Below are 20775 nucleotides of genomic sequence, written 5' to 3'. Positions count from 1 at the left end.
GCCTCGTGCGGCAGATTTTTTATCGCCAGTTGGAATAAGAAAGGACTTCATGAAACGTCTGCTGCTACCTGCGGTGCTGTCCGCATTGATGATCGCCGAAGTTCACGCCGAGTCCTTCACCATCTCCGATATACGCGTCAATGGCCTGCAACGGGTCTCCGCCGGTAGCGTGTTCGGTGCGCTGCCGCTGAACGTCGGCGAACAGATCGACGACCGTCAGCTGGTCGATGCCACTCGCGCCCTGTTCAAGACCGGTTTCTTCCAGGACATCCAGCTTGGCCGCGATGGCGACGTGCTGGTCATCACCGTGGTCGAGCGTCCGTCGATTTCCGGTATCGAGATCGAGGGCAACAAGGCCATCAGCACCGAGGACCTGCTCAAGGGTCTGAACCAGTCCGGCCTGGCCGAGGGCGAGATCTTCCAGCGCGCTACCCTCGAGGGCGTGCGCAACGAGCTGCAGCGCCAGTACGTGGCCCAGGGGCGCTACTCGGCCGAGATCGAGGCCGAGGTGATTCCCCAGCCGCGCAACCGCGTGGCGCTGAAGATCACCATCAACGAAGGCACGGTCGCCGCGATCCAGCACATCAACGTGGTCGGCAACACCGTATTCTCCGATGAAGACCTGATCGACCTGTTCGAGCTGAAGACCTCGAACTGGCTGTCGTTCTTCAAGAACGACGACAAATACGCCCGCGAGAAACTCTCCGGTGACCTGGAGCGCCTGCGTTCCTACTACCTGGATCGCGGCTACATCAATATGGACATTAGCTCGACCCAGGTGTCGATCACCCCGGACAAGAAGCACGTCTACATCACCGTCAACGTCGATGAGGGCGAGAAGTACAGCGTTCGCGAGGTCAAGCTGTCCGGCGACCTCAAGGTGCCGGAAGAGGACGTGCGTACGCTGCTGTTGGTCAAGGAAGGGCAGGTTTTCTCGCGCAAGGTGATGACCACCACCAGCGAATTGATCACCCGTCGCCTGGGTAACGAGGGCTACACCTTCGCCAACGTCAACGGCGTGCCGGAAGCGCATGACGAGGACAACACCGTCTCTATCACTTTCTTCGTCGATCCGGGCAAGCGCGCCTACGTCAACCGCATCAACTTCCGCGGCAACACCAAGTCCGAGGACGAAGTGCTGCGTCGCGAGATGCGTCAGATGGAAGGCGGCTGGGCCTCGACCTACCTGATCGACCAGTCCAAGACCCGCCTCGAGCGTCTGGGCTTCTTCAAGGAAGTCAACGTCGAGACCCCGCAGGTGCCTGGCACCGACGATCAGATCGACGTCAACTACAGCGTCGAGGAACAACCCTCGGGTTCGATCACCGCCAGCGTCGGCTTCGCCCAGAACGCCGGTCTGATCCTTGGTGGTTCGATCAGCCAGAACAACTTCCTCGGTACCGGCAACAAGGTCAGCGTCGGCCTCACCCGCAGCGAGTACCAGACCCGCTACAGCTTCGGCTTCGTCGATCCCTACTGGACGGTGGATGGCGTCAGCCTGGGCTACAACGCCTTCTACCGCACCACTGACTACGACGAGCTCGACGTCGACGTCTCCAGCTACTCGGTCGACAGCCTGGGTGCCGGCCTCAGCATCGGCTACCCGATCAGCGAGACTTCGCGCCTGACCTACGGCCTGACCGTGCAGCAGGACAGCATCGACACCGGCCTCTATACCGTCGACGAGATCTTCGACTTCATTGAGCAGGAAGGCGATCGCTACCTGAACTTCAAGGGCTCCATCGGCTGGTCCGACTCAACCCTGAACCGCGGCGTGCTGGCCAATCGAGGCCATTCTCAGAGCCTGGTCCTGGAAACCACCATTCCGGGCAGCGATCTGTCGTTCTATAAGCTCGATTACCGTGGCCAGGTCTTCACCCCGCTGACCAACAACTACACCCTGCGCTTCCATACCCAGCTGGGTTACGGCGACAGCTACGGCTCCACCGCCGAACTGCCATTCTACGAACACTACTACGCCGGCGGTTTCAACTCCGTGCGCGGCTTCGAAGACAGCAGCCTGGGCCCGCGCAGCACGCCGAGCGACGGCAGCAATCCGGGCACCGAGCTCGATCCGGATCAGGATCCCTTGCCGTTCGGCGGCAACGTGCTGGTGCAGGGTGGCGTCGAACTGCTGTTCCCCATGCCCTTCGTCAAGGACCAGCGCTCGCTGCGTACCGCACTGTTCTGGGATGTGGGCAACGTCTTCGACACCAACTGCACCTCCAGCCAGAAGCAGCTCAGCGATACCTGCGATATCGATTTCGGCAATATGGCCAGTTCCGTGGGCGTCGGCCTGACCTGGATCACCGCGCTCGGTCCGCTGAGCTTCAGCCTGGCCATGCCGGTAATGAAGCCCGATGATGCCGATACCCAGGTGTTCCAGTTCTCCCTGGGTCAGACCTTCTAAACCTATTCACCGAAAGCCAACAGTTTTGTTGCAGGAGTGCATTGTGCGTAAGTTGACTCAACTGGTTCTGTTCACCGCCGCCCTGATCGCCACTCCGGCGTTCGCCGAGATGAAGGTGGCCGTGCTGAACTATCAGATGGCCCTGCTCGAGTCCGATGCGGCCAAGCGCTACGCGGTCGATGCCGAGAAGAAGTTCGGCCCGCAGCTGAACAAGCTCAAGACCCTGGAAAGCGACGCCAAGCGCATCCAGGACCGCATGGTCAAGGACGGCGAGAAGATGCAGCAGGCCGAGCGCGAGCGCCTCGAGCTGGAGTTCAAGCAGAAGGCCCGCGACTTCCAGTTCCAGTCCAAGGAGCTGAACGAGGCCAAGGCCATCGCCGACCGCGAGATGCTGGCCAAGCTCAAGCCGAACCTGGACAAGGCGGTGGAAGAGGTGATCAAGAAGGGTAACTTCGACCTGGTGCTCGAGCGCGGTGCGGTGATCGATGTCAAACCCCAGTACGACATCACCCGCCAGGTCATCGAGCGCATGAACCAGATGCGCTGATCATGACGGCAACAGTCTTTACCCTCGGCCAGCTGGCCGAGCGCCTCGGCGCAACCCTGCGTGGCGCCGAAGGCAAGCGCATCAGCGGCCTGGCCACCTTGCAGGAGGCCGGGCCCGAGCAGCTGAGCTTTCTTGCCAACGCCCAGTACCGCAAATACCTGGCGCAGACCCGCGCCGGAGCGCTGCTGCTGACCGCCGCCGACGCCGAAGGCTATGCCGGCGACGCGCTGATCGTCGCCAACCCCTATCTCGCCTATGCCCGGCTCTCGCACCTGTTCGACCCCAAGCCGCTAGCGCCTGCCGGGGTACACCCGAGCGCCGTGGTGGCGGCCGACGCCCAGATCGATCCGAGCGCCAGTATCGGTGCCTATGCGGTGATCGAGGCCGGTGCGCGGATCGGCGCAGGTGTCCGCATCGGTGCGCACTGCCTGGTCGGTGCGCGTAGCGTGATCGGCGAAGGCGGCTGGCTGGCGCCGCGGGTGACGCTTTACCACGACGTGCACATCGGCAAGCGGGTGGTGATCCAGTCCGGCGCGGTGATCGGCGGCGAGGGCTTCGGCTTCGCCAACGAAAAGGGCGTCTGGCAGAAGATCGCCCAGATCGGCGGGGTGACCATCGGCGACGACGTCGAGATCGGTGCCAACACCACCGTCGATCGCGGTGCGCTGTCCGATACCCTGATCGGTAATGGCGTCAAGCTGGATAACCAGATCATGATCGCGCACAACGTGCAGATCGGCGACAACACCGCCATGGCCGGTTGCTGCGGCATTTCCGGCAGCACCAAGATCGGCCGCAACTGCATGATCGCCGGTGGCGTCGGCATGGTCGGGCACATCGAGGTCTGCGACAACGTGTTCGTCACTGGTATGACCATGGTCACCCGCTCGATTACCGAGCCAGGCGCCTATTCTTCCGGTACTGCCATGCAGCCGGCGGGGGAGTGGAAGAAGAGCGCGGCGCGCATTCGTCAGCTCGACGAGATGGCCAGGCGTCTGCGTGAGCTGGAAAAACAGCTGGCCGCCGTGACCCCGAGCGCGAACGACTCATCTGATGAGGCCTAGGCCGGCTCTGCCCGCGCTCCTTCCTTTTCTTACAGGCTTATCTGGACATGATGGACATCAACGAAATTCGCGAATACTTGCCGCACCGCTATCCCTTCCTGCTGGTGGATCGCGTGGCTGACCTGGACGTCGAGGGCAAGTGCATTCGCGCCTATAAGAATGTGAGCATCAACGAGCCGTTCTTCAACGGGCACTTCCCCGAGCACCCGATCATGCCGGGCGTGCTGATCATCGAGGCGATGGCCCAGGCGGCCGGCATCCTCGGCTTCAAGATGATGGGCGTGAAGCCGGCCGACGGCACCCTCTATTATTTCGTCGGTTCGGACAAGCTGCGTTTTCGCTCGCCGGTACTGCCGGGCGACCAGCTGATCCTGGAAGCCAAGTACCTGAGCGACCGCCGCAGCATCTGGAAATTCGAGTGCCGCGCCAGCGTCGATGGCAAGGAAGTCTGCTCGGCCGAAATCATCTGTGCGGAACGCAAGCTATGAGTTTGATTGACCCTCGCGCCATTATCGATCCGTCGGCGAAGCTGGCGGATGGCGTCCAGGTCGGCCCCTGGTCGATCGTTGGACCCGATGTGGAGATCGGCGAGGGTACGGTGATCGGTCCCCACGTGGTCCTCAAGGGCCCGACCGTCATCGGCAAGCACAACCGCATCTACCAGTTCTCCTCGGTGGGCGAGGACACGCCCGACCTGAAGTACAAGGGCGAGCCCACCCGCCTGGTGATCGGCGATCACAACGTGATCCGCGAAGGCGTCACCATTCATCGCGGCACCGTGCAGGATCGCAGCGAAACCACCATCGGCGACCACAACCTGATCATGGCCTACGCCCATATCGGCCATGACAGCGTGATCGGCAACCACTGCATCCTGGTCAACAACACCGCGCTGGCCGGGCATGTCTGGGTCGACGACTGGGCGATCCTCTCCGGCTACACCCTGGTCCATCAGTTCTGCCGCATCGGCGCGCACAGCTTCTCCGGCATGGGCACCGCCATCGGCAAGGACGTGCCGGCCTACGTCACCGTGTTCGGCAACCCGGCCGAAGCGCGCAGCATGAACTTCGAGGGCATGCGCCGGCGTGGTTTCTCCACCGAGGCCATCGCCGCCCTGCGCAAGGCCTACAAGCTGGTCTACCGTCAGGGACTGACCGTCGAGCAGGCGCTGGCCGAGCTGGCCGAGCTGTCCGTGCAGTACCCGGAAGTGGCGGTGTTTCGCGACTCCATCCAGGCATCCACCCGCGGCATCACCCGCTGATGGACAGGCCGTTGCGTATTGCGCTGGTGGCCGGTGAGGCATCCGGCGACATTCTCGGCGCCGGCCTGATGCAGGCTATCAAGACCCAACACCCGGACGCCGAGTTCATCGGCGTCGGCGGTGCGCGCATGGAGGCCGAGGGCCTGCAATCCTCCTTTCCCATGGAGCGCCTGGCGGTGATGGGCCTGGTCGAGGTGCTCGGCCGCCTGTTCGAGCTGCTCGGCCGTCGTCGCCAGCTGGCGCGCGAACTGATCGCCGCCAAGCCGGATGTGTTCATCGGCATCGATGCACCGGACTTCAATCTGGGCCTGGAGCTCAAGCTGCGCCGCGCCGGGATCAGAACCGTGCACTATGTCAGCCCCTCGGTGTGGGCCTGGCGGCAGAAGCGCGTGCTGAAGATTCGCGATGCCTGCGACCTGATGCTGACGCTGTTCCCCTTCGAGGCGCAGTTCTACGACGCGCACCAGGTGCCGGTGCGCTTCGTCGGCCACCCGCTGGCCGACGCCATACCGGCGCAGGCCGACCGCGGCGCGGCGCGCGAGGCGCTGGACCTGCCGCAGGACGGGGCGGTGGTGGCCCTGCTGCCCGGTAGTCGTGGCGGCGAGGTGGCGCGGCTGGGCGAGTTGTTTCTCGATGCGGCGATTCGCCTGCGCGCCCTGCGCCCCGGCATCCGCTTCCTGCTGCCCTGCGCCACGCCGGAGCGACGGGCGCAGCTGGAGCAGATGCTGGCCAGCCGCGATCTGCCGCTGACCCTGCTCGACGGCCGCTCGCACGAGGCGCTGGCGGCCTGCGACGCGGTGCTGATCGCCTCCGGCACTGCGACCTTGGAAGCCTTGCTGTACAAGCGGCCGATGGTGGTGGCCTACCGCGTGGCGCCGTTGACCTATCGCATTCTCAAGCGCCTGGTGAAGAGCCCGTACATCTCGCTGCCCAACCTGCTGGCCGAGCGCCTGCTGGTGCCGGAGTTGATCCAGGATGCGGCGACCGCAGAGGCGTTGGCCCAGGCGGTGGCGCCCCTGATCGACGGCGGCCAGGTACAGACCGAAGGCTTCGACGTGATTCATCGCGCATTGCGCCGCGACGCCTCGCAGCAGGCGGCCGAGGCGGTGCTCGGGCTGGCCTGCCGCTGATGCAGCTGGGACTGGATTTCACCCTGGTCGAGGAGCTGGTGGCCGGGGTCGACGAAGTCGGTCGCGGCCCGCTGTGCGGCGCGGTGGTCACCGCCGCGGTGATTCTCGATCCGGCGCGGCCGATCCAGGGGCTCAACGACTCCAAGAAGCTGTCCCAGGCGCGCCGCGACAAGCTGTTCGACGAGATTCGCGAGAAGGCCCTGGCCTGGTGCATCGCCCGCGCCGAGGTGGAGGAGATCGACCGCCTGAACATCCTCCACGCCACCATGCTGGCCATGCAGCGCGCGGTCGCCGGGCTCGGCGTGACACCGAAGCTGGCGCTGATCGACGGCAACCGCTGCCCCAGGCTGGAGGTGCCCAGCGCACCGGTGATCGGCGGCGACGCCAGGGTGCCGGCGATCGCCGCGGCCTCGATCCTGGCCAAGGTCAGCCGCGACCGCGAGATGGCCGAGCTGGACCTGCTGTACCCCGGCTACGGCATCGCCGGGCACAAGGGCTATCCCACGCCCGCGCACCTCGAGGCATTGCAGCGTCTCGGCCCGACGCCGATCCACCGGCGCTCCTTCGCGCCGGTCCGGGCGCTGCTGGAAGGTCTCTCCGGTGTAGCGCCCTTGGGCGTTTGAGGGCGATGGTCGCCGCAGCGTATCGGGCCACGGACCGTTCGCTTCGCGGCGGGCGGCCGGCGATCCGGTGCGCCCTATGCCGGACCCTCTTAGGCTACAATCCGCGCTTTGTCGTTTAACCAGCAAGGCCGCCCATGACCCAACCCTTCGTCCATCTGCGTCTGCACACCGAATACTCCCTGGTCGACGGTCTGGTACGGGTCAAGCCGCTGATCAAGGCAGTGGCCGGGGCCGGCATGCCGGCGGTGGCGGTCACCGACATGAGCAACATGTGTTCGCTGGTGAAGTTCTACAAGGCCGCGATGGGCGCCGGCATCAAGCCGATCTGCGGGGCCGACATCTGGCTGGCCAGCGTCGCCGAGGACGGCCCGTTGTCGCGCCTAACCCTGCTGGCGATGAACGCCAGGGGCTATCGCAACCTCACCGAGCTGATCTCGCGTGGCTGGAGCGAAGGGCAGAGCAACGACTTGGTGATCATCCAGCGCGACTGGGTCAAGGACGCCGCCGAGGGTCTGATCGCCCTGTCCGGCGCGCGCGAGGGCGAGGTGGGCCAGGCCTTGCTGGCCGGCGACGAGGCCGCCGCCGAAGCGCTGCTGCGCGAGTGGATGACGGTGTTCCCCGAGCGCTTCTATCTCGAGGTGCAGCGCACCAGCCGCGTCGGCGACGAGGAATACCTGCACGCCGCCGTGGCCCTGGCCGACCGGGTCGAGGCGCCGCTGGTGGCGACCAACGACGTGCGCTTCATCAAGCAGGACGACTTCGAGGCCCACGAGACCCGCGTGTGCATCGGCGAGGGCCGTTCGCTGGACGACCCGCGGCGGCCGCGGAACTACTCCGACCAGCAGTACCTGAAAACCCCGGCGGAGATGTACGAGCTGTTCTCCGACCTGCCCGAGGCGCTGGAGAACACCGTCGAAATCGCCAAGCGCTGCAATATCGAGGTGCAGCTGGGCAAGTACTTCCTCCCCGACTTCCCCACGCCCAATGGCATGGGCATCGACGACTACCTGCGGCATGCCTCCTTCGAGGGCCTGGAAGAGCGCCTGGAGGTGCTGCTGCCCAAGGACACGCCGGATTACCAGGCGAAGAAGCAGGTCTATATCGACCGCCTCAACTTCGAGCTGGATATCATCATCCAGATGGGCTTCCCCGGTTATTTCCTGATCGTGATGGATTTCATCCAGTGGGCCAAGAGCAACGGCGTGCCGGTCGGCCCGGGCCGGGGGTCGGGTGCCGGTTCGCTGGTGGCCTACGTGCTGAAGATCACCGACCTCGATCCGTTGGCCTACGACCTGCTGTTCGAGCGCTTCCTCAACCCCGAGCGGGTGTCCATGCCCGACTTCGACGTCGACTTCTGCATGGACGGCCGCGACCGGGTGATCGACTACGTGGCCGACAAGTACGGGCGCAACGCGGTGAGCCAGATCATCACCTTCGGCTCGATGGCTGCCAAGGCGGTGGTGCGCGACGTGGCGCGCGCCCAGGGCAAGTCCTACGGCCTGGCCGATCGCCTGTCGAAGATGATTCCCTTCGAAGTGGGCATGACCCTGGAGAAGGCCTACGAGATGGAAGAGCCGCTGCGCGACTTCCTCAAGAACGACGAGGATGCCCGGGAAATCTGGGACATGTCGCTCAAGCTCGAAGGCGTGGTGCGCGGCACCGGCAAGCACGCCGGTGGCGTGGTGATCGCGCCGACCAAGCTCACCGACTTCTCGCCGATCGCCTGCGACGAGGAGGGCGGCGGCCTGGTGACCCAGTTCGACAAGGACGACGTCGAGCAGGCCGGGCTGGTCAAGTTCGACTTCCTCGGCCTGCGCACCCTGACCATCATCAAGTGGGCGATGGAGACCATCCACCGCATCCAGAAGCGCGACGGCGCCGCGGACGAGGAGCTGGTCAACATCGACTTCATCCCGCTGGATGACAAGAAGACTTACGACATGCTGCAGAAGGCGGAGACCACCGCGGTCTTCCAGCTCGAATCGCGCGGCATGAAGGAGCTGATCAAGAAGCTCAAGCCCGACTGCCTGGAAGACATGATCGCCCTGGTGGCGCTGTTCCGCCCCGGCCCGCTGCAGTCGGGCATGGTGGACGACTTCATCAACCGCAAGCACGGTCGCGCCGAACTGTCCTACCCGCACCCGGACTACCAGTACGCCGGCCTGGAGCCGGTGCTCAAGCCCACCTATGGCGTCATCCTGTACCAGGAACAGGTGATGCAGATCGCTCAGGTGATGGCCGGCTATACCCTCGGTGGTGCAGACATGCTGCGCCGCGCCATGGGCAAGAAGAAGCCCGAGGAGATGGCCAAGCAGCGTGGCGGCTTTATCGAAGGTTGTGCCAACAACGGCATCGATGCCGACCTGGCCGGCAACATCTTCGACCTGGTGGAAAAATTCGCCGGTTACGGCTTCAACAAGTCGCACTCCGCCGCCTACGGCCTGGTCTCCTACCAGACTGCCTGGCTCAAGGCGCATTACCCGGCGCCGTTCATGGCCGCGGTGCTCTCGGCGGATATGCACAACACCGACAAGGTGGTGATTCTGGTCGAAGAGTGCCGCAACATGAAGTTGCGCATCGATCCGCCGGACGTGAACGTCTCCGAGTTCAAGTTCACCGTCAACGACGACGGCCGCATCGTCTACGGCCTCGGTGCGGTCAAGGGCGTGGGCGAGGGGCCGGTGGAGGCCATCGTCGAATGCCGCGCTGAGGGCGGGCCGTTCAAGGACCTGTTCGACTTCTGCAATCGCGTCGACCTCAAGCGCATCAACAAGCGCACCCTGGAGGCGCTGATCCGCAGCGGCGCGCTGGATCGTCTCGGCCCCTACTACCAGGACGAACTCAAGGCCTACCAGGCCAGCGTCGACAAGAACCGCGCAGTGCTGCTGGCGTCGATGGAGGAGGCCGTGCAGTCGGCCGAGCAGACCGCGCGCAGCGCAGAAAGCGGCCATATGGACCTGTTCGGCGGTCTGTTCGCCGAGCCCGAGGCGGACGTCTACGCCAACCACCGCAAGGCCCGCGAGCTGCCGATCAAGGAGCGCCTCAAGGGCGAGAAGGACACCCTGGGCATCTACCTGTCCGGTCACCCCATCGACGAATACGAAGGCGAGATCCGCCGTTTCGCCCGCCAGCGCATCGTCGAGCTCAAGCCGGCGCGCGACACCCAGACCATCGCCGGGATGATCGTCAACCTGCGGGTGATGAAGAACAAGAAGGGCGACAAGATGGGTTTCATCACCCTCGACGACCGCTCGGGACGGATCGAGGCCTCGCTGTTCGCCGATGCCTTCGCCAGCAACCAGGCGCTGCTGCAGAACGACGCGCTGGTGGTGGTCGAGGGCGAGGTGAGCAACGACGATTTCTCCGGCGGCCTGCGCCTGCGTGCCAAGCGCGTGATGAGCCTGGAGGAGGCGCGCACCGGTCTGGCCGACAGCCTGCGCCTGAAGGTCGCCAGCGAGGCGCTCAAGGGCGATCGCCTGCGCTGGCTGGCCGAGCTGTGCAGCAAGCACAAGGGGGCCTGTCCGATCACCCTGGACTACAAGGGCGATGAGGCACGCGCCTTGCTTCAGTTCGGCGAAGCCTGGCGCATCGACCCGGCCGACACTTTGATTCAGGCATTGCGTGACCAGTTCGGACGCGACAACGTCTTTTTGCACTACCGCTGACGCGAGGGGGTGAAAGCCCCCCGTGCCGGCAAAGGCACCTGCGGGTGTCGACCCGTTGCGTCCTATCCCTTAAGGTAGGGCGCCTTATGGATACAGCTCCCCGGCCACTTGGCCGTCGACGCAAGACGGATGACTATGAACCCGAATTTTCTCGATTTCGAACAGCCGATCGCCGACCTGCAAGCCAAGATCGAAGAGCTGCGCCTGGTTGGCAATGACAACGCGCTGAACATCGGCGACGAGATCGCCCGCCTGCAGGACAAGAGCAGCGCCCTGACCGAAAGCATCTTCGGCAACCTGACCAGCTGGCAGATCGCCCAGTTGGCGCGCCATCCGCGCCGCCCCTACACCCTGGACTACATCCAGCACATCTTCACCGAGTTCGACGAATTGCACGGCGACCGTCACTTCTCCGACGACGCCGCGATCGTCGGAGGCGTGGCCCGTCTCGGCGAGCAGCCGGTGATGGTCATCGGGCACCAGAAGGGTCGCGAAGTGCGCGAGAAGGTACGCCGCAATTTCGGCATGCCGCGCCCCGAGGGCTACCGCAAGGCCTGCCGTCTGATGGAAATGGCCGAGCGCTTCAAGATGCCGATCCTCACCTTCATCGATACCCCCGGCGCCTACCCGGGCATCGATGCCGAGGAGCGTGGGCAGAGCGAGGCCATCGCCTGGAACCTGCGCGTCATGGCACGCCTGAAGACCCCGATCATCGCCACCGTGATCGGCGAGGGCGGCTCCGGCGGCGCGCTGGCCATCGGCGTCTGCGACCAGCTGAACATGCTGCAGTACTCCACCTACTCGGTGATCTCGCCGGAAGGTTGCGCCTCAATTCTCTGGCGCACCGCCGAAAAGGCGCCGGATGCCGCCGAAGCCATGGGCATCACCGCCGAGCGCCTGAAGGACCTGGGTATCGTCGACCAGGTGATCGCCGAGCCGCTGGGTGGTGCCCACCGCGATCCGGCCGCCGCTTCCGAGTCGATCCGCCAGGAGCTGAGCAAGCAGCTGGCCAGCCTGCAGAAGCACGATACCGCTGCGCTGCTCAAGCGTCGTTACGAGCGCCTGATGAGCTACGGCATCGCCTGAGTCGGCTCGGCATGGATCACGACGGGCCTTCGGGCCCGTTGTTGTTTGGCTCGCCTTTGGGTACTTCGACCTGGTGGCAGGTGCGAGCTTGTTCGCAATCGTTCCATAAGCTTCGCGAATAAAGCGCAACGCCGACCGTTCGTTCCTACAGGTCGTGTAACGGTTTAGGCTTGGCTGATGACTGCTCTCGATTATCGTCTGCTCGCGATGCTGCAACCCTGGAGGCAGGCGTCGGCCTGGCGCATCGCCCTGTCCGGTGGCCTGGACTCCAGCGTGCTGCTGCACCTGCTCGCCAGCCTCGCGCGGCGCGAGGTGCTGCCGCCGCTGTCCGCCATCCATGTCCATCACGGCCTGCAGCCGGCGGCCGAGGGCTGGCCCGAGCATTGCGCGCGCCTCTGCGCGCACCAGGGCATTCCCCTGGAGGTCGTTGCCGTGCAGGTCTCGCCCGGCGCCAGCCTCGAGCAGGCCGCGCGCCGAGCGCGCTATGCGGCGTTCGCCGAGCGACTGGGCGAAGGCGAGGTGCTGCTGAGCGCCCAGCACCGCGACGACCAGGCCGAAACCCTGTTGTTTCGCCTGCTGCGCGGCGCCGGCGTGCGCGGGCTGGCAGCCATGCCGACAGGCCGGGCGTTGGGGCGCGGCAGTCTGGTTCGGCCACTGCTGGACGTTCCTCGTGCCGAGTTGCTGGCCTATGCCGAGGCCCATGGCCTGAGCTGGGTGGAAGACCCGAGCAATGCCGACGAGCGCTTCAGCCGCAATTTCCTGCGCCGCCGCGTGCTGCCGTTGCTCGCCGAGCGCTGGCCGCAGGCGGCCGCCAGCCTGGCGCGCAGCGCCGCCCATCTGGGCGAGGCGCAGCAGCTGCTGGGTGAGTTGGCCGAGCTGGATCTGCTCGCCGCGCGGGGCAGGGCGCCGTTGTCCTGGCTGGCGCTGCCGTCGCTGGACTTGCAGGCGGTGTGCGGGCTGAGCGAGGCGCGCCAGCGCAATCTGCTGCGCCATTGGCTGGCGCCGCTGACCCGGCTGCCGGACAGCGATCACTGGGCCGGCTGGAGCGATCTGCGTGACGCAGGCCTGGATGCGACGCCGATCTGGAAGCTGGCCGATGGCGAGCTGCAGCGCGCCGATGGGCGGCTTTGGTGGCTCAGCGGCGACTGGTTGCAGCCACTTACGGCTGTCGATCTAGCTTGCGGTTCGGCGCAGGAGGGCCTCGAATTGCCCGGCAACGGCGCTGTGCGAGTCATCGGCGAGCTGCCGGCGGGGCGCTGGCACCTGCGCTATCGCCGCGGCGGCGAATCGCTGCAACTGCCGGGTCGCGGTCGGCGCGACCTCAAGCGCCTGCTCAACGAGCTACGCGTGCCGGCGTTCGTGCGCCCGCGCCTGCCCTTGCTATTCGACGGCGACGAGCTGGTGGCGGTGGCCAATCTGGTGCAATCGCCGCGTCTGGGGCCTGACGAGTTGCGCCTGTACTGGTCGCCGCCGATCGGTGATCGAGGTTTGAGCTGGTAAGGCCTTTCCGGTAGACTACGCTCCCGTCTTACTACAGCTTTTGCCGACTTCCTCAGGGAGCTTGGCCGGCTTGCCATTGTTGCTACTGATGGCGCTCCTTCGCTTTCCCCGGCGGCACTGACCGCTTAAACGCAGACTTCTAGGGTTTTTCATGACGCGCTACATCTTCGTCACGGGTGGTGTTGTTTCTTCATTGGGGAAAGGCATCGCCTCGGCTTCACTGGCGGCCATCCTGGAGGCGCGGGGCCTGAAGGTCACCATGCTCAAGCTGGACCCTTACATCAACGTCGATCCGGGCACCATGAGCCCGTTCCAGCACGGCGAAGTCTTCGTCACCCACGACGGCGCCGAGACCGACCTCGACCTGGGCCACTACGAGCGGTTCATCCGCACCACCATGACCCAGAACAACAACTTCACCACCGGCCGCGTGTACGAGGACGTGCTGCGCAAGGAACGCCGTGGTGACTACCTGGGGGCGACCATCCAGGTCATCCCGCACATCACCGACGAGATCAAGCGGCGCATCATCAAGGGTGCCGGCGACGCCGACGTGGCCCTGGTGGAGATCGGCGGCACCGTCGGCGACATCGAGTCGCAGCCGTTCCTCGAAGCGATCCGCCAGCTGCGCGTCGAAGTCGGCGCCAAGCGCGCCATGCTCATGCACCTGACCCTGGTGCCCTATATCGCCACCGCCGGCGAGACCAAGACCAAGCCGACCCAGCATTCGGTCAAGGAACTGCGTTCCATCGGCCTGCAGCCGGACGTGCTGGTATGCCGCTCCGATCATCCGATCGACGTCTCCTCGCGGCGCAAGATCGCCCTGTTCACCAACGTCGAAGAGCGCGCGGTGATCAGCCTGGAAGACGTCGACACCATCTACAAGATTCCCGGCGTGCTGCATGCCCAGGGCCTGGACGACTTCGTCGTCGAGCGCTTCGGCCTGCAGTGCGGCCCGGCCGACCTGTCCGAATGGGATCGCGTGGTCGATGCCAAGCTGAATCCGGAAAAGGAAGTCAACATCGCCATGGTCGGCAAGTACATGGAGCTGCTCGACGCCTACAAGTCGCTGATCGAGGCCATGAGCCACGCCGGCATCCAGAACCGCACCAAGGTCAACCTGCGCTACATCGACTCCGAAGACATCGAGAACCAGGGTACCGCGTTGCTCGAAGGCGTCGACGCCATCCTGGTGCCGGGCGGTTTCGGCTTGCGCGGCGTGGAAGGCAAGATCAAGACCGTGCAGTACGCCCGCGAGAACAAGATTCCCTACCTCGGCATCTGCCTTGGCATGCAGGTCGCGGTGATCGAGTATGCGCGTAACGTGGTCGGCTGGAGCGATGCCAACTCCACCGAGTTCGACACCGCCAGCCAGCACCCGGTGGTCGGCCTGATCACCGAATGGCAGGACGCCGCCGGCAGCGTGGAAACCCGTAGCGAAAGCTCCGACCTTGGCGGCACCATGCGCCTCGGCGCCCAGGACTGCCAACTGCAGGCCGGTTCGCTGGTACATGCCTGCTATGGCAAGGACGTGATCGTCGAGCGCCACCGCCACCGTTACGAGGTGAACAACAACCTGCTGCCCAAGCTGACCGAAGCTGGTCTCAAGGTCACCGGTCGCTCCGGCGATGGCGCGCTGGTCGAAGTGGTCGAGGCGCCGGATCATCCCTGGTTCGTCGCCTGCCAGTTCCATCCCGAGTTCACCTCCACGCCGCGCGACGGCCACCCGCTGTTCAGCGGTTTCGTCAACGCCGCGTTGGCACAGAAAGCGAAGAAGGCTTAAGGCATGGCACAGAAGATCATCAAGGTTCGCGACATCGAGATCGCCAACGACAAGCCGTTCGTATTGTTCGGTGGCATCAACGTACTGGAGTCGCGCGACCTGGCCATGCGGGCCTGCGAGGAATACGTGCGGGTGACCGGCAAGCTCGGCATCCCCTACGTGTTCAAGGCCAGCTTCGACAAGGCCAACCGTTCCTCCATCACCTCCTTCCGCGGCCCGGGCCTGGAAGAGGGCATGAAGATCTTCGAGGAAGTGAAGAAGACCTTCGGCGTGCCGGTGATCACCGACGTCCACGAGCCGCATCAGGCCGCCGCGGTGGCCGAGGTCTGCGACATCATCCAGTTGCCGGCCTTCCTCTCGCGGCAGACCGACCTGGTGGTGGCGATGGCCAAGACCGGCGCGGTGATCAATATCAAGAAGGCGCAGTTCCTCGCCCCGCAGGAGATGAAGCACATCCTGCGCAAGTGCGAGGAGGCCGGCAACGATCAGCTGATCCTCTGCGAGCGCGGCTCCAGCTTCGGTTACAACAACCTGGTGGTCGACATGCTCGGCTTCGGCATCATGAAGTCCTTCGAGTACCCGGTGTTCTTCGACGTGACCCATGCCCTGCAGATGCCGGGCGGGCGCTCCGATTCCGCCGGCGGCCGCCGCGCCCAGGTCACCGACCTGGCCAAGGCCGGCATGAGCCAGGGCCTGGCCGGCCTGTTCCTCGAGGCGCATCCGGATCCGGAGAACGCCAAGTGCGACGGCCCCTGCGCCCTGCGCCTGGACAAGCTGGAGCCCTTCCTCGCCCAGCTCAAGCAACTGGACGACCTGATCAAGAGTTTTCCGCCGATCGAGACTGCCTGAAGCCGTCGCGATCCGGTAAAGTTGCGCCCCGGAAAAAATCCCCCTGACCCGTGAGTCAGACTGTGCCGCCGGCCTGCCCGACAGGGCAGCGGCGGCCCCGCGCAGCCCGCTGCTGCAGTCTTATCGTCAAACCTTGGAGTGCAAACAACAATGGCAAAGATCGTCGACATCAAGGGTCGTGAGGTTCTCGACTCCCGCGGCAACCCCACCGTGGAAGCCGATGTAATTCTGGAAGGCGGCATTGTCGGCAGCGCCTGCGCGCCGTCCGGTGCCTCCACCGGCTCGCGCGAGGCGCTGGAGCTGCGTGACGGCGACAAGAGCCGCTACCTGGGCAAGGGCGTACTCAAGGCCGTCGCCAACATCAACGGCCCGATCCGCGACCTGCTGCTGGGCAAGGATGCGATCGATCAGCAGGCGCTGGACCGCGCCATGATCGAACTCGACGGTACCGAGAACAAGGCCAAGCTGGGCGCCAACGCCATCCTCGCCGTGTCCCTGGCCGCGGCCAAGGCTGCTGCCCAGGCCAAGGGCGTGCCGCTGTACGCGCACATTGCCGACCTGAACGGCACTCCGGGCGTCTACTCCATGCCTGTGCCGATGATGAACATCATCAACGGCGGCGAGCACGCCGACAACAACGTCGACATCCAGGAGTTCATGGTGCAGCCGGTCGGCGCATCGAGCTTTGCCGAAGCCCTGCGCATGGGCGCCGAGATTTTCCATCACCTCAAGGCCGTGCTGAAGGCCCGTGGCCTGAACACCGCCGTGGGCGACGAAGGTGGCTTCGCGCCGAACCTGGCCTCCAACGAAGACGCCCTGGCCGCCATCGCCGAAGCCGTGGCCAACGCCGGCTACAAGCTGGGCGAGGACGTCACCCTGGCCCTGGACTGCGCCTCCAGCGAATTCTACAAGGACGGTCAGTACGACCTGGCCGGCGAAGGCAAGGTATTCAGCGCCGAAGGTTTCGCCGATTACCTGGCCGGCCTGACCCAGCGCTACCCGATCATCTCCATCGAAGACGGCATGGACGAGTCCGACTGGGCCGGCTGGAAGGTGCTGACCGACAAGATCGGCGCCAAGGTACAGCTGGTCGGCGACGACCTGTTCGTCACCAATACCAAGATCCTCAAGCGCGGTATCGACGAGCAGATCGGCAACTCGATCCTGATCAAGTTCAACCAGATCGGCTCGCTGACCGAGACCCTGGAAGCCATCCAGATGGCCAAGGCCGCCGGCTTCACCGCGGTGATCTCGCACCGCAGCGGCGAAACCGAGGACAGCACCATCGCCGACCTGGCCGTGGGCACCGCCGCCGGTCAGATCAAGACCGGTTCGCTGTGCCGCTCCGACCGCGTGTCGAAGTACAACCAGCTGCTGCGCATCGAGGAGCAACTGGCCGGCAAGGCGCCTTACAAGGGCCGTGCCGAGTTCCGCGGCTAACCGCAGCGCGGTAGAAAAGGGCGACGGAAGTCGCCCTTTTTCGTGGACGCTTCGTCGATCCCTGGGAACCATTGCACGGATGCAGGTACTGAAAACCCATGTCAACCATCAGACGACTTCTTTTCAAGCGTGAACGCAGCCCCTACCATGCCGATGACTCAATCTGCGAGCCGCTCCATGCGTAGTCCCTACTGGTTGGTCATCGTCCTGGTCCTGCTCCTGGTCGGCCTGCAATATCGTCTGTGGATCGGCGAGGGCAGCCTGGCTCAGGTCAGTCGCCTGCAGCAGCAGATCGCCGAGCAGCAGGGCGAGAACGAGCGTCTGCTCGAACGCAATCGCATCCTCGAGGCCGAGGTGATGGAGCTCAAGCGCGGCATGGAAACCGTGGAAGAGCGGGCCCGTCAGGAACTCGGCATGCTCAAAGAGGGCGAGACCCTCTACCTGTTGACCGAATGACCACGAAATTCTGGTTGGTGATTCCCGCCGCCGGCGTCGGTGCGCGGATGGCTGCCGACCGCCCCAAGCAGTACCTGCAGGTTGCCGGGCGCTGCATTCTCGAACATAGCCTGCACTGCTTTCTCGACCACCCCGGCCTGCTCGGCGCCGTGGTCTGCCTGGCCGCGGACGATCCCTACTGGCCGCAGCTCGCCGTGGCCGGCGATCCGCGCGTGCGTCGCGCACCGGGCGGGCGCGAGCGCGCCGACTCGGTGCTGGCCGGTCTCGATCTGCTGCTGGCCGGCGGCGCCGCTGCGGACGGCTGGGTACTGGTACACGATGCGGCGCGGCCCAACCTGGCGCGCGAAGACCTCGATCGCCTGCTGAGCATCCTGGCCGAGGATCCGGTCGGCGGTCTGCTGGCGGTGCCGGCGCGCGATACCCTCAAGCGCGCCGACGCCGACGGACGAGTCGCCGAGACCGTCGACCGCGCGGTGATCTGGCAGGCCTATACGCCGCAGATGTTCCGTCTTGCGGCGCTGCATCGCGCCCTTGCCGGTGCGCTGGCGGCGGGCGCGCAAGTCACCGACGAAGCCTCGGCGCTGGAATGGGCCGGGCAGGCGCCACGCCTGGTCGAGGGGCGGGCGGACAACCTCAAGGTCACCCGCCCGGAAGACCTGCTGTGGCTGCGCCAGCGCTGGCGCAGCGACTGAGCGTTGGCGCGCTGCAGGCGGTGGATCGCCGCCGCCCCGCTGCGCGGCGGGAAAAACCGGGATCTTGGCGGTGCGCCAGCAACCGTCGAAGACTGTCTCGATCGAGCGGAGCATTCGCCGGCGGGCTGGACGAGGGGCCGTCCGGATCAGGTTTGGCGGTATTCCGGAGATTGGGCGAGGCCCTTCTTCAGGGCTTCGACCAGCCGGCCGACCTTGGGCGAGAGGTAGCGCCGCTGCGGATAGACGGCCCAGACCGCGGTGTTGGGTGGGCGGTTCTGCTCCAACAGCGAGATCAGCTGGCCACGGCGCAGCGGCTCCAGCACGTAGTAGTCCGGCAGCTGGCACAGGCCGAAGCCGCGCAGGGCCGCGTCCAGTACCGCCTGGCCGCTGTTGCAGCGCCAGTTGCCGCGGGGCTTGAACGGGTGCTCGCGGCCCTGTTGCTGAAAGGTCCAGGTATCGCCGGTGCCGATCAGGCAGTTGTGGCGCGACAGTTCCGAGAGACTGTGCGGACGGCCGTAGCGTTCCAGATAATCGGGCGCGGCGCAGAGGTACATCGCCCGCGGGGCGATGCGGGTAGCGACCAGGTTCGAGTCGCTCAGGCGGCCGAGACGGATGGCCAGGTCGTAACCCTCCTGAACCAGGTCCAGGGTGCGGTTGGTCAGCTCGATCTCCACGCGCAACCGCGGGTGTTGCGCCATGAACTGGTTGACCAGCGGCACGATGAAGCGCTCGCCATAGGCCACCGCGGCGGTCATGCGCAGCAGGCCGACCGGGTCGCGTTGCAGATCGCCGACCGCGAGGAAGGCCTCGTCGCGCTCCTCGATCAGGCGCTGGCAGCGGGCGAAGAAGGTCTGTCCGGCCTCGGTCAGCGAGACCCGCCGAGTGGTGCGATAGAACAGCCGCGCCTGCAGGCGCTCCTCCAGGCGGGCGACCTGCCGGCTGACATGCGACGAGGACACGCGCAGTCGTTCGGCGGCGCGCTGGAAGCTGGCCAGTTCGGCGACGGCGACGAATTCATCCAGCCCGTCCCAGCCTCGTGCATCCATAGATTAACCCTCTGCAGCAATAATCAATTTACGCCTGGCAGATTATCCCTCCGGGTGAGTGAATTACACTTCTGGTTTTCCTCCAGGAGCCGCCGTCATGATCAAGTCCCGCGCCGCCGTTGCTTTCGCCCCCAACGAACCGCTGAAGATCGTCGAGGTGGACGTGGCGCCGCCGAAGGCCGGCGAGGTGCTGGTGCGCATCGTCGCCACCGGCGTCTGCCACACCGACGCCTATACCCTGTCCGGCCAGGATTCCGAGGGCGTGTTCCCGTGCATCCTGGGTCACGAAGGTGGCGGCGTGGTCGAGGCGGTGGGCGAGGGCGTGACCTCGGTGGAGGTGGGTGATCACGTGATCCCGCTGTATACCGCCGAATGCGGCCAGTGCAAGTTCTGCAAGTCCAACAAGACCAACCTGTGCAGCTCGGTTCGCGCCACCCAGGGCAAGGGCCTGATGCCGGATGGCACCAGCCGCTTCTCCTACCAGGGGCAGCCGGTCTACCACTACATGGGCTGCTCGACCTTCTCCGAGTACACGGTGCTGCCGGAGGTGTCGGTGGCGGTGATCCCCAAGGAGGCGCCACTGGACAAGGTCTGCCTGCTCGGCTGCGGCGTGACCACCGGCATCGGTGCGGTGCTCAACACCGCCAAGGTGGAAGCGGGCGCCACCGTCGCCATCTTCGGCCTGGGTGGCATCGGTCTGGCCGCCATCATCGGCGCGAAGATGGCCAACGCCTCGCGCATCATCGCCATCGACATCAATCCGGCCAAGGAGGCCGTGGCCCGCGAGCTGGGCGCCACCGACTTCGTCAACCCGAAGGAGCACGACAAGCCGATCCAGGACGTGATCATCGAGATGACCGACGGCGGCGTCGACTACAGCTTCGAGTGCGTCGGCAACGTGCAGCTGATGCGCGCGGCGCTGGAGTGCTGCCACAAGGGCTGGGGCGAATCGACCATCATCGGCGTGGCGCCGGCCGGCGCCGAGATCAGCACCCGTCCGTTCCAGCTGGTGACCGGTCGCGTCTGGCGCGGCAGCGCCTTCGGTGGCGTGAAGGGCCGCAGCGAGCTGCCGGGCTATGTCGAGAAGTCGCAGAAGGGCGAGATCCCGCTGGATACCTTCATCACCCACAACATGGGGCTGGAGCAGATCAACGAGGCGTTCGACCTGATGCACGAAGGCAAGAGCATTCGCACCGTCATCCATTTCTGAGGCAAAACCGCGC

Annotated in this window: 17 protein-coding genes; 16 read left to right on the top strand and 1 reads right to left on the bottom strand. The window is 65.4% G+C overall.

Annotated features, from left to right (window positions below; translation table 11 throughout):
* Positions 1 to 49: 49 nt before the first annotated feature.
* The 15 genes from bamA (at position 50) to ispD (ending at position 18506) form a co-directional block, all read left to right on the top strand.
* Positions 50 to 2410, top strand: a complete 2361-nt coding sequence (gene bamA / locus ACUTAF_RS14740; protein ID WP_445580651.1) for an outer membrane protein assembly factor BamA — start codon at positions 50 to 52, stop codon at positions 2408 to 2410.
* 43 nt (positions 2411 to 2453) lie between these two features.
* Positions 2454 to 2957 carry an OmpH/Skp family outer membrane protein gene (locus ACUTAF_RS14735; protein ID WP_445580650.1) on the top strand — a complete coding sequence of 168 codons (504 nt, stop codon included), beginning with the start codon at positions 2454 to 2456 and terminating at the stop codon, positions 2955 to 2957.
* A gap of 2 nt (positions 2958 to 2959) precedes the next feature.
* Positions 2960 to 4021, top strand: a complete 1062-nt coding sequence (lpxD, locus tag ACUTAF_RS14730) for a UDP-3-O-(3-hydroxymyristoyl)glucosamine N-acyltransferase (RefSeq protein WP_445580649.1) — start codon at positions 2960 to 2962, stop codon at positions 4019 to 4021.
* A 47-nt stretch (positions 4022 to 4068) separates the two neighbouring features.
* The gene (fabZ, locus tag ACUTAF_RS14725) at positions 4069 to 4509 is read left to right on the top strand and encodes a 3-hydroxyacyl-ACP dehydratase FabZ (protein WP_445580648.1); all 441 of its coding nucleotides are present in this window, start codon (positions 4069 to 4071) and stop codon (positions 4507 to 4509) included.
* A complete protein-coding gene (lpxA, locus tag ACUTAF_RS14720; RefSeq protein WP_445580647.1) occupies positions 4506 to 5282 on the top strand; it encodes an acyl-ACP--UDP-N-acetylglucosamine O-acyltransferase in 777 nt (258 codons plus the stop codon). The genes fabZ and lpxA overlap by 4 nt, the downstream gene beginning before the upstream one ends.
* Complete coding sequence (lpxB, locus tag ACUTAF_RS14715) at positions 5282 to 6412, top strand: lipid-A-disaccharide synthase (RefSeq protein WP_445580646.1); 1131 nt, start codon at positions 5282 to 5284, stop codon at positions 6410 to 6412. Before lpxA ends, lpxB begins: the two co-directional genes overlap by 1 nt.
* Positions 6412 to 7035 (top strand): ribonuclease HII, encoded by a 624-nt coding sequence (gene rnhB, locus ACUTAF_RS14710; RefSeq protein WP_445580645.1) that lies wholly within the window; start codon positions 6412 to 6414, stop codon positions 7033 to 7035. Before lpxB ends, rnhB begins: the two co-directional genes overlap by 1 nt.
* 134 nt (positions 7036 to 7169) lie before the next feature.
* The gene (gene dnaE, locus ACUTAF_RS14705) at positions 7170 to 10700 is read left to right on the top strand and encodes a DNA polymerase III subunit alpha (protein WP_445580644.1); all 3531 of its coding nucleotides are present in this window, start codon (positions 7170 to 7172) and stop codon (positions 10698 to 10700) included.
* 135 nt (positions 10701 to 10835) lie between these two features.
* On the top strand, positions 10836 to 11786 hold the full coding sequence (locus tag ACUTAF_RS14700) for an acetyl-CoA carboxylase carboxyltransferase subunit alpha (protein WP_445580643.1): 951 nt from the start codon (positions 10836 to 10838) through the stop codon (positions 11784 to 11786).
* Between the two features lie 177 nt (positions 11787 to 11963).
* Positions 11964 to 13286, top strand: a complete 1323-nt coding sequence (gene tilS / locus ACUTAF_RS14695) for a tRNA lysidine(34) synthetase TilS (protein ID WP_445580642.1) — start codon at positions 11964 to 11966, stop codon at positions 13284 to 13286.
* Between the two features lie 151 nt (positions 13287 to 13437).
* Complete coding sequence (locus tag ACUTAF_RS14690) at positions 13438 to 15069, top strand: CTP synthase (protein WP_445580641.1); 1632 nt, start codon at positions 13438 to 13440, stop codon at positions 15067 to 15069.
* Positions 15070 to 15072: 3 nt separating this feature from the next.
* Entirely contained in the window at positions 15073 to 15918 is an 846-nt protein-coding gene (gene kdsA, locus ACUTAF_RS14685; RefSeq protein ID WP_445580640.1) for a 3-deoxy-8-phosphooctulonate synthase, read from the top strand.
* Positions 15919 to 16068: 150 nt separating this feature from the next.
* A complete protein-coding gene (eno, locus tag ACUTAF_RS14680; protein WP_445580639.1) occupies positions 16069 to 17358 on the top strand; it encodes a phosphopyruvate hydratase in 1290 nt (429 codons plus the stop codon).
* A gap of 177 nt (positions 17359 to 17535) precedes the next feature.
* Positions 17536 to 17814, top strand: coding sequence for a cell division protein FtsB (gene ftsB, locus ACUTAF_RS14675; protein WP_445580638.1), 279 nt, complete (start codon positions 17536 to 17538; stop codon positions 17812 to 17814).
* Positions 17811 to 18506, top strand: coding sequence for a 2-C-methyl-D-erythritol 4-phosphate cytidylyltransferase (gene ispD / locus ACUTAF_RS14670; protein WP_445580637.1), 696 nt, complete (start codon positions 17811 to 17813; stop codon positions 18504 to 18506). The genes ftsB and ispD overlap by 4 nt, the downstream gene beginning before the upstream one ends.
* A gap of 146 nt (positions 18507 to 18652) precedes the next feature.
* On the opposite strand, the gene ACUTAF_RS14665 is transcribed toward ispD, so the two are convergent.
* Complete coding sequence (locus ACUTAF_RS14665) at positions 18653 to 19552, bottom strand: LysR substrate-binding domain-containing protein (protein WP_445580636.1); 900 nt, start codon at positions 19550 to 19552, stop codon at positions 18653 to 18655.
* A gap of 97 nt (positions 19553 to 19649) precedes the next feature.
* Between ACUTAF_RS14665 and ACUTAF_RS14660 the strand changes: the two genes are divergently transcribed.
* Positions 19650 to 20762, top strand: a complete 1113-nt coding sequence (locus tag ACUTAF_RS14660; protein WP_445580635.1) for an S-(hydroxymethyl)glutathione dehydrogenase/class III alcohol dehydrogenase — start codon at positions 19650 to 19652, stop codon at positions 20760 to 20762.
* Positions 20763 to 20775 lie beyond the last annotated feature (13 nt).

Source organism: Pseudomonas sp. SP16.1 (genome assembly GCF_052682975.1).
The sequence above is the reverse complement of the archived record's forward strand: the minus strand, read 5'-3'. Positions and strand labels throughout refer to the sequence as shown.

What these genes read in the sequence shown, in the direction of transcription:
- eno (WP_445580639.1), top strand. Translation starts at nt 16,069, where the DNA reads ATGGCAAAGATCGTCGACATCAAGGGTCGTGAGGTTCTCGACTCCCGC.
- dnaE (WP_445580644.1), top strand. Translation starts at nt 7,170, where the DNA reads ATGACCCAACCCTTCGTCCATCTGCGTCTGCACACCGAATACTCCCTG.
- ispD (WP_445580637.1), top strand. Translation starts at nt 17,811, where the DNA reads ATGACCACGAAATTCTGGTTGGTGATTCCCGCCGCCGGCGTCGGTGCG.
- ACUTAF_RS14665 (WP_445580636.1), bottom strand. Translation starts at nt 19,552, where the DNA reads ATGGATGCACGAGGCTGGGACGGGCTGGATGAATTCGTCGCCGTCGCC.
- bamA (WP_445580651.1), top strand. Translation starts at nt 50, where the DNA reads ATGAAACGTCTGCTGCTACCTGCGGTGCTGTCCGCATTGATGATCGCC.
- fabZ (WP_445580648.1), top strand. Translation starts at nt 4,069, where the DNA reads ATGATGGACATCAACGAAATTCGCGAATACTTGCCGCACCGCTATCCC.
- ACUTAF_RS14660 (WP_445580635.1), top strand. Translation starts at nt 19,650, where the DNA reads ATGATCAAGTCCCGCGCCGCCGTTGCTTTCGCCCCCAACGAACCGCTG.
- lpxA (WP_445580647.1), top strand. Translation starts at nt 4,506, where the DNA reads ATGAGTTTGATTGACCCTCGCGCCATTATCGATCCGTCGGCGAAGCTG.
- rnhB (WP_445580645.1), top strand. Translation starts at nt 6,412, where the DNA reads ATGCAGCTGGGACTGGATTTCACCCTGGTCGAGGAGCTGGTGGCCGGG.
- lpxD (WP_445580649.1), top strand. Translation starts at nt 2,960, where the DNA reads ATGACGGCAACAGTCTTTACCCTCGGCCAGCTGGCCGAGCGCCTCGGC.
- kdsA (WP_445580640.1), top strand. Translation starts at nt 15,073, where the DNA reads ATGGCACAGAAGATCATCAAGGTTCGCGACATCGAGATCGCCAACGAC.
- ACUTAF_RS14700 (WP_445580643.1), top strand. Translation starts at nt 10,836, where the DNA reads ATGAACCCGAATTTTCTCGATTTCGAACAGCCGATCGCCGACCTGCAA.
- ACUTAF_RS14690 (WP_445580641.1), top strand. Translation starts at nt 13,438, where the DNA reads ATGACGCGCTACATCTTCGTCACGGGTGGTGTTGTTTCTTCATTGGGG.
- lpxB (WP_445580646.1), top strand. Translation starts at nt 5,282, where the DNA reads ATGGACAGGCCGTTGCGTATTGCGCTGGTGGCCGGTGAGGCATCCGGC.
- ftsB (WP_445580638.1), top strand. Translation starts at nt 17,536, where the DNA reads ATGCGTAGTCCCTACTGGTTGGTCATCGTCCTGGTCCTGCTCCTGGTC.
- tilS (WP_445580642.1), top strand. Translation starts at nt 11,964, where the DNA reads ATGACTGCTCTCGATTATCGTCTGCTCGCGATGCTGCAACCCTGGAGG.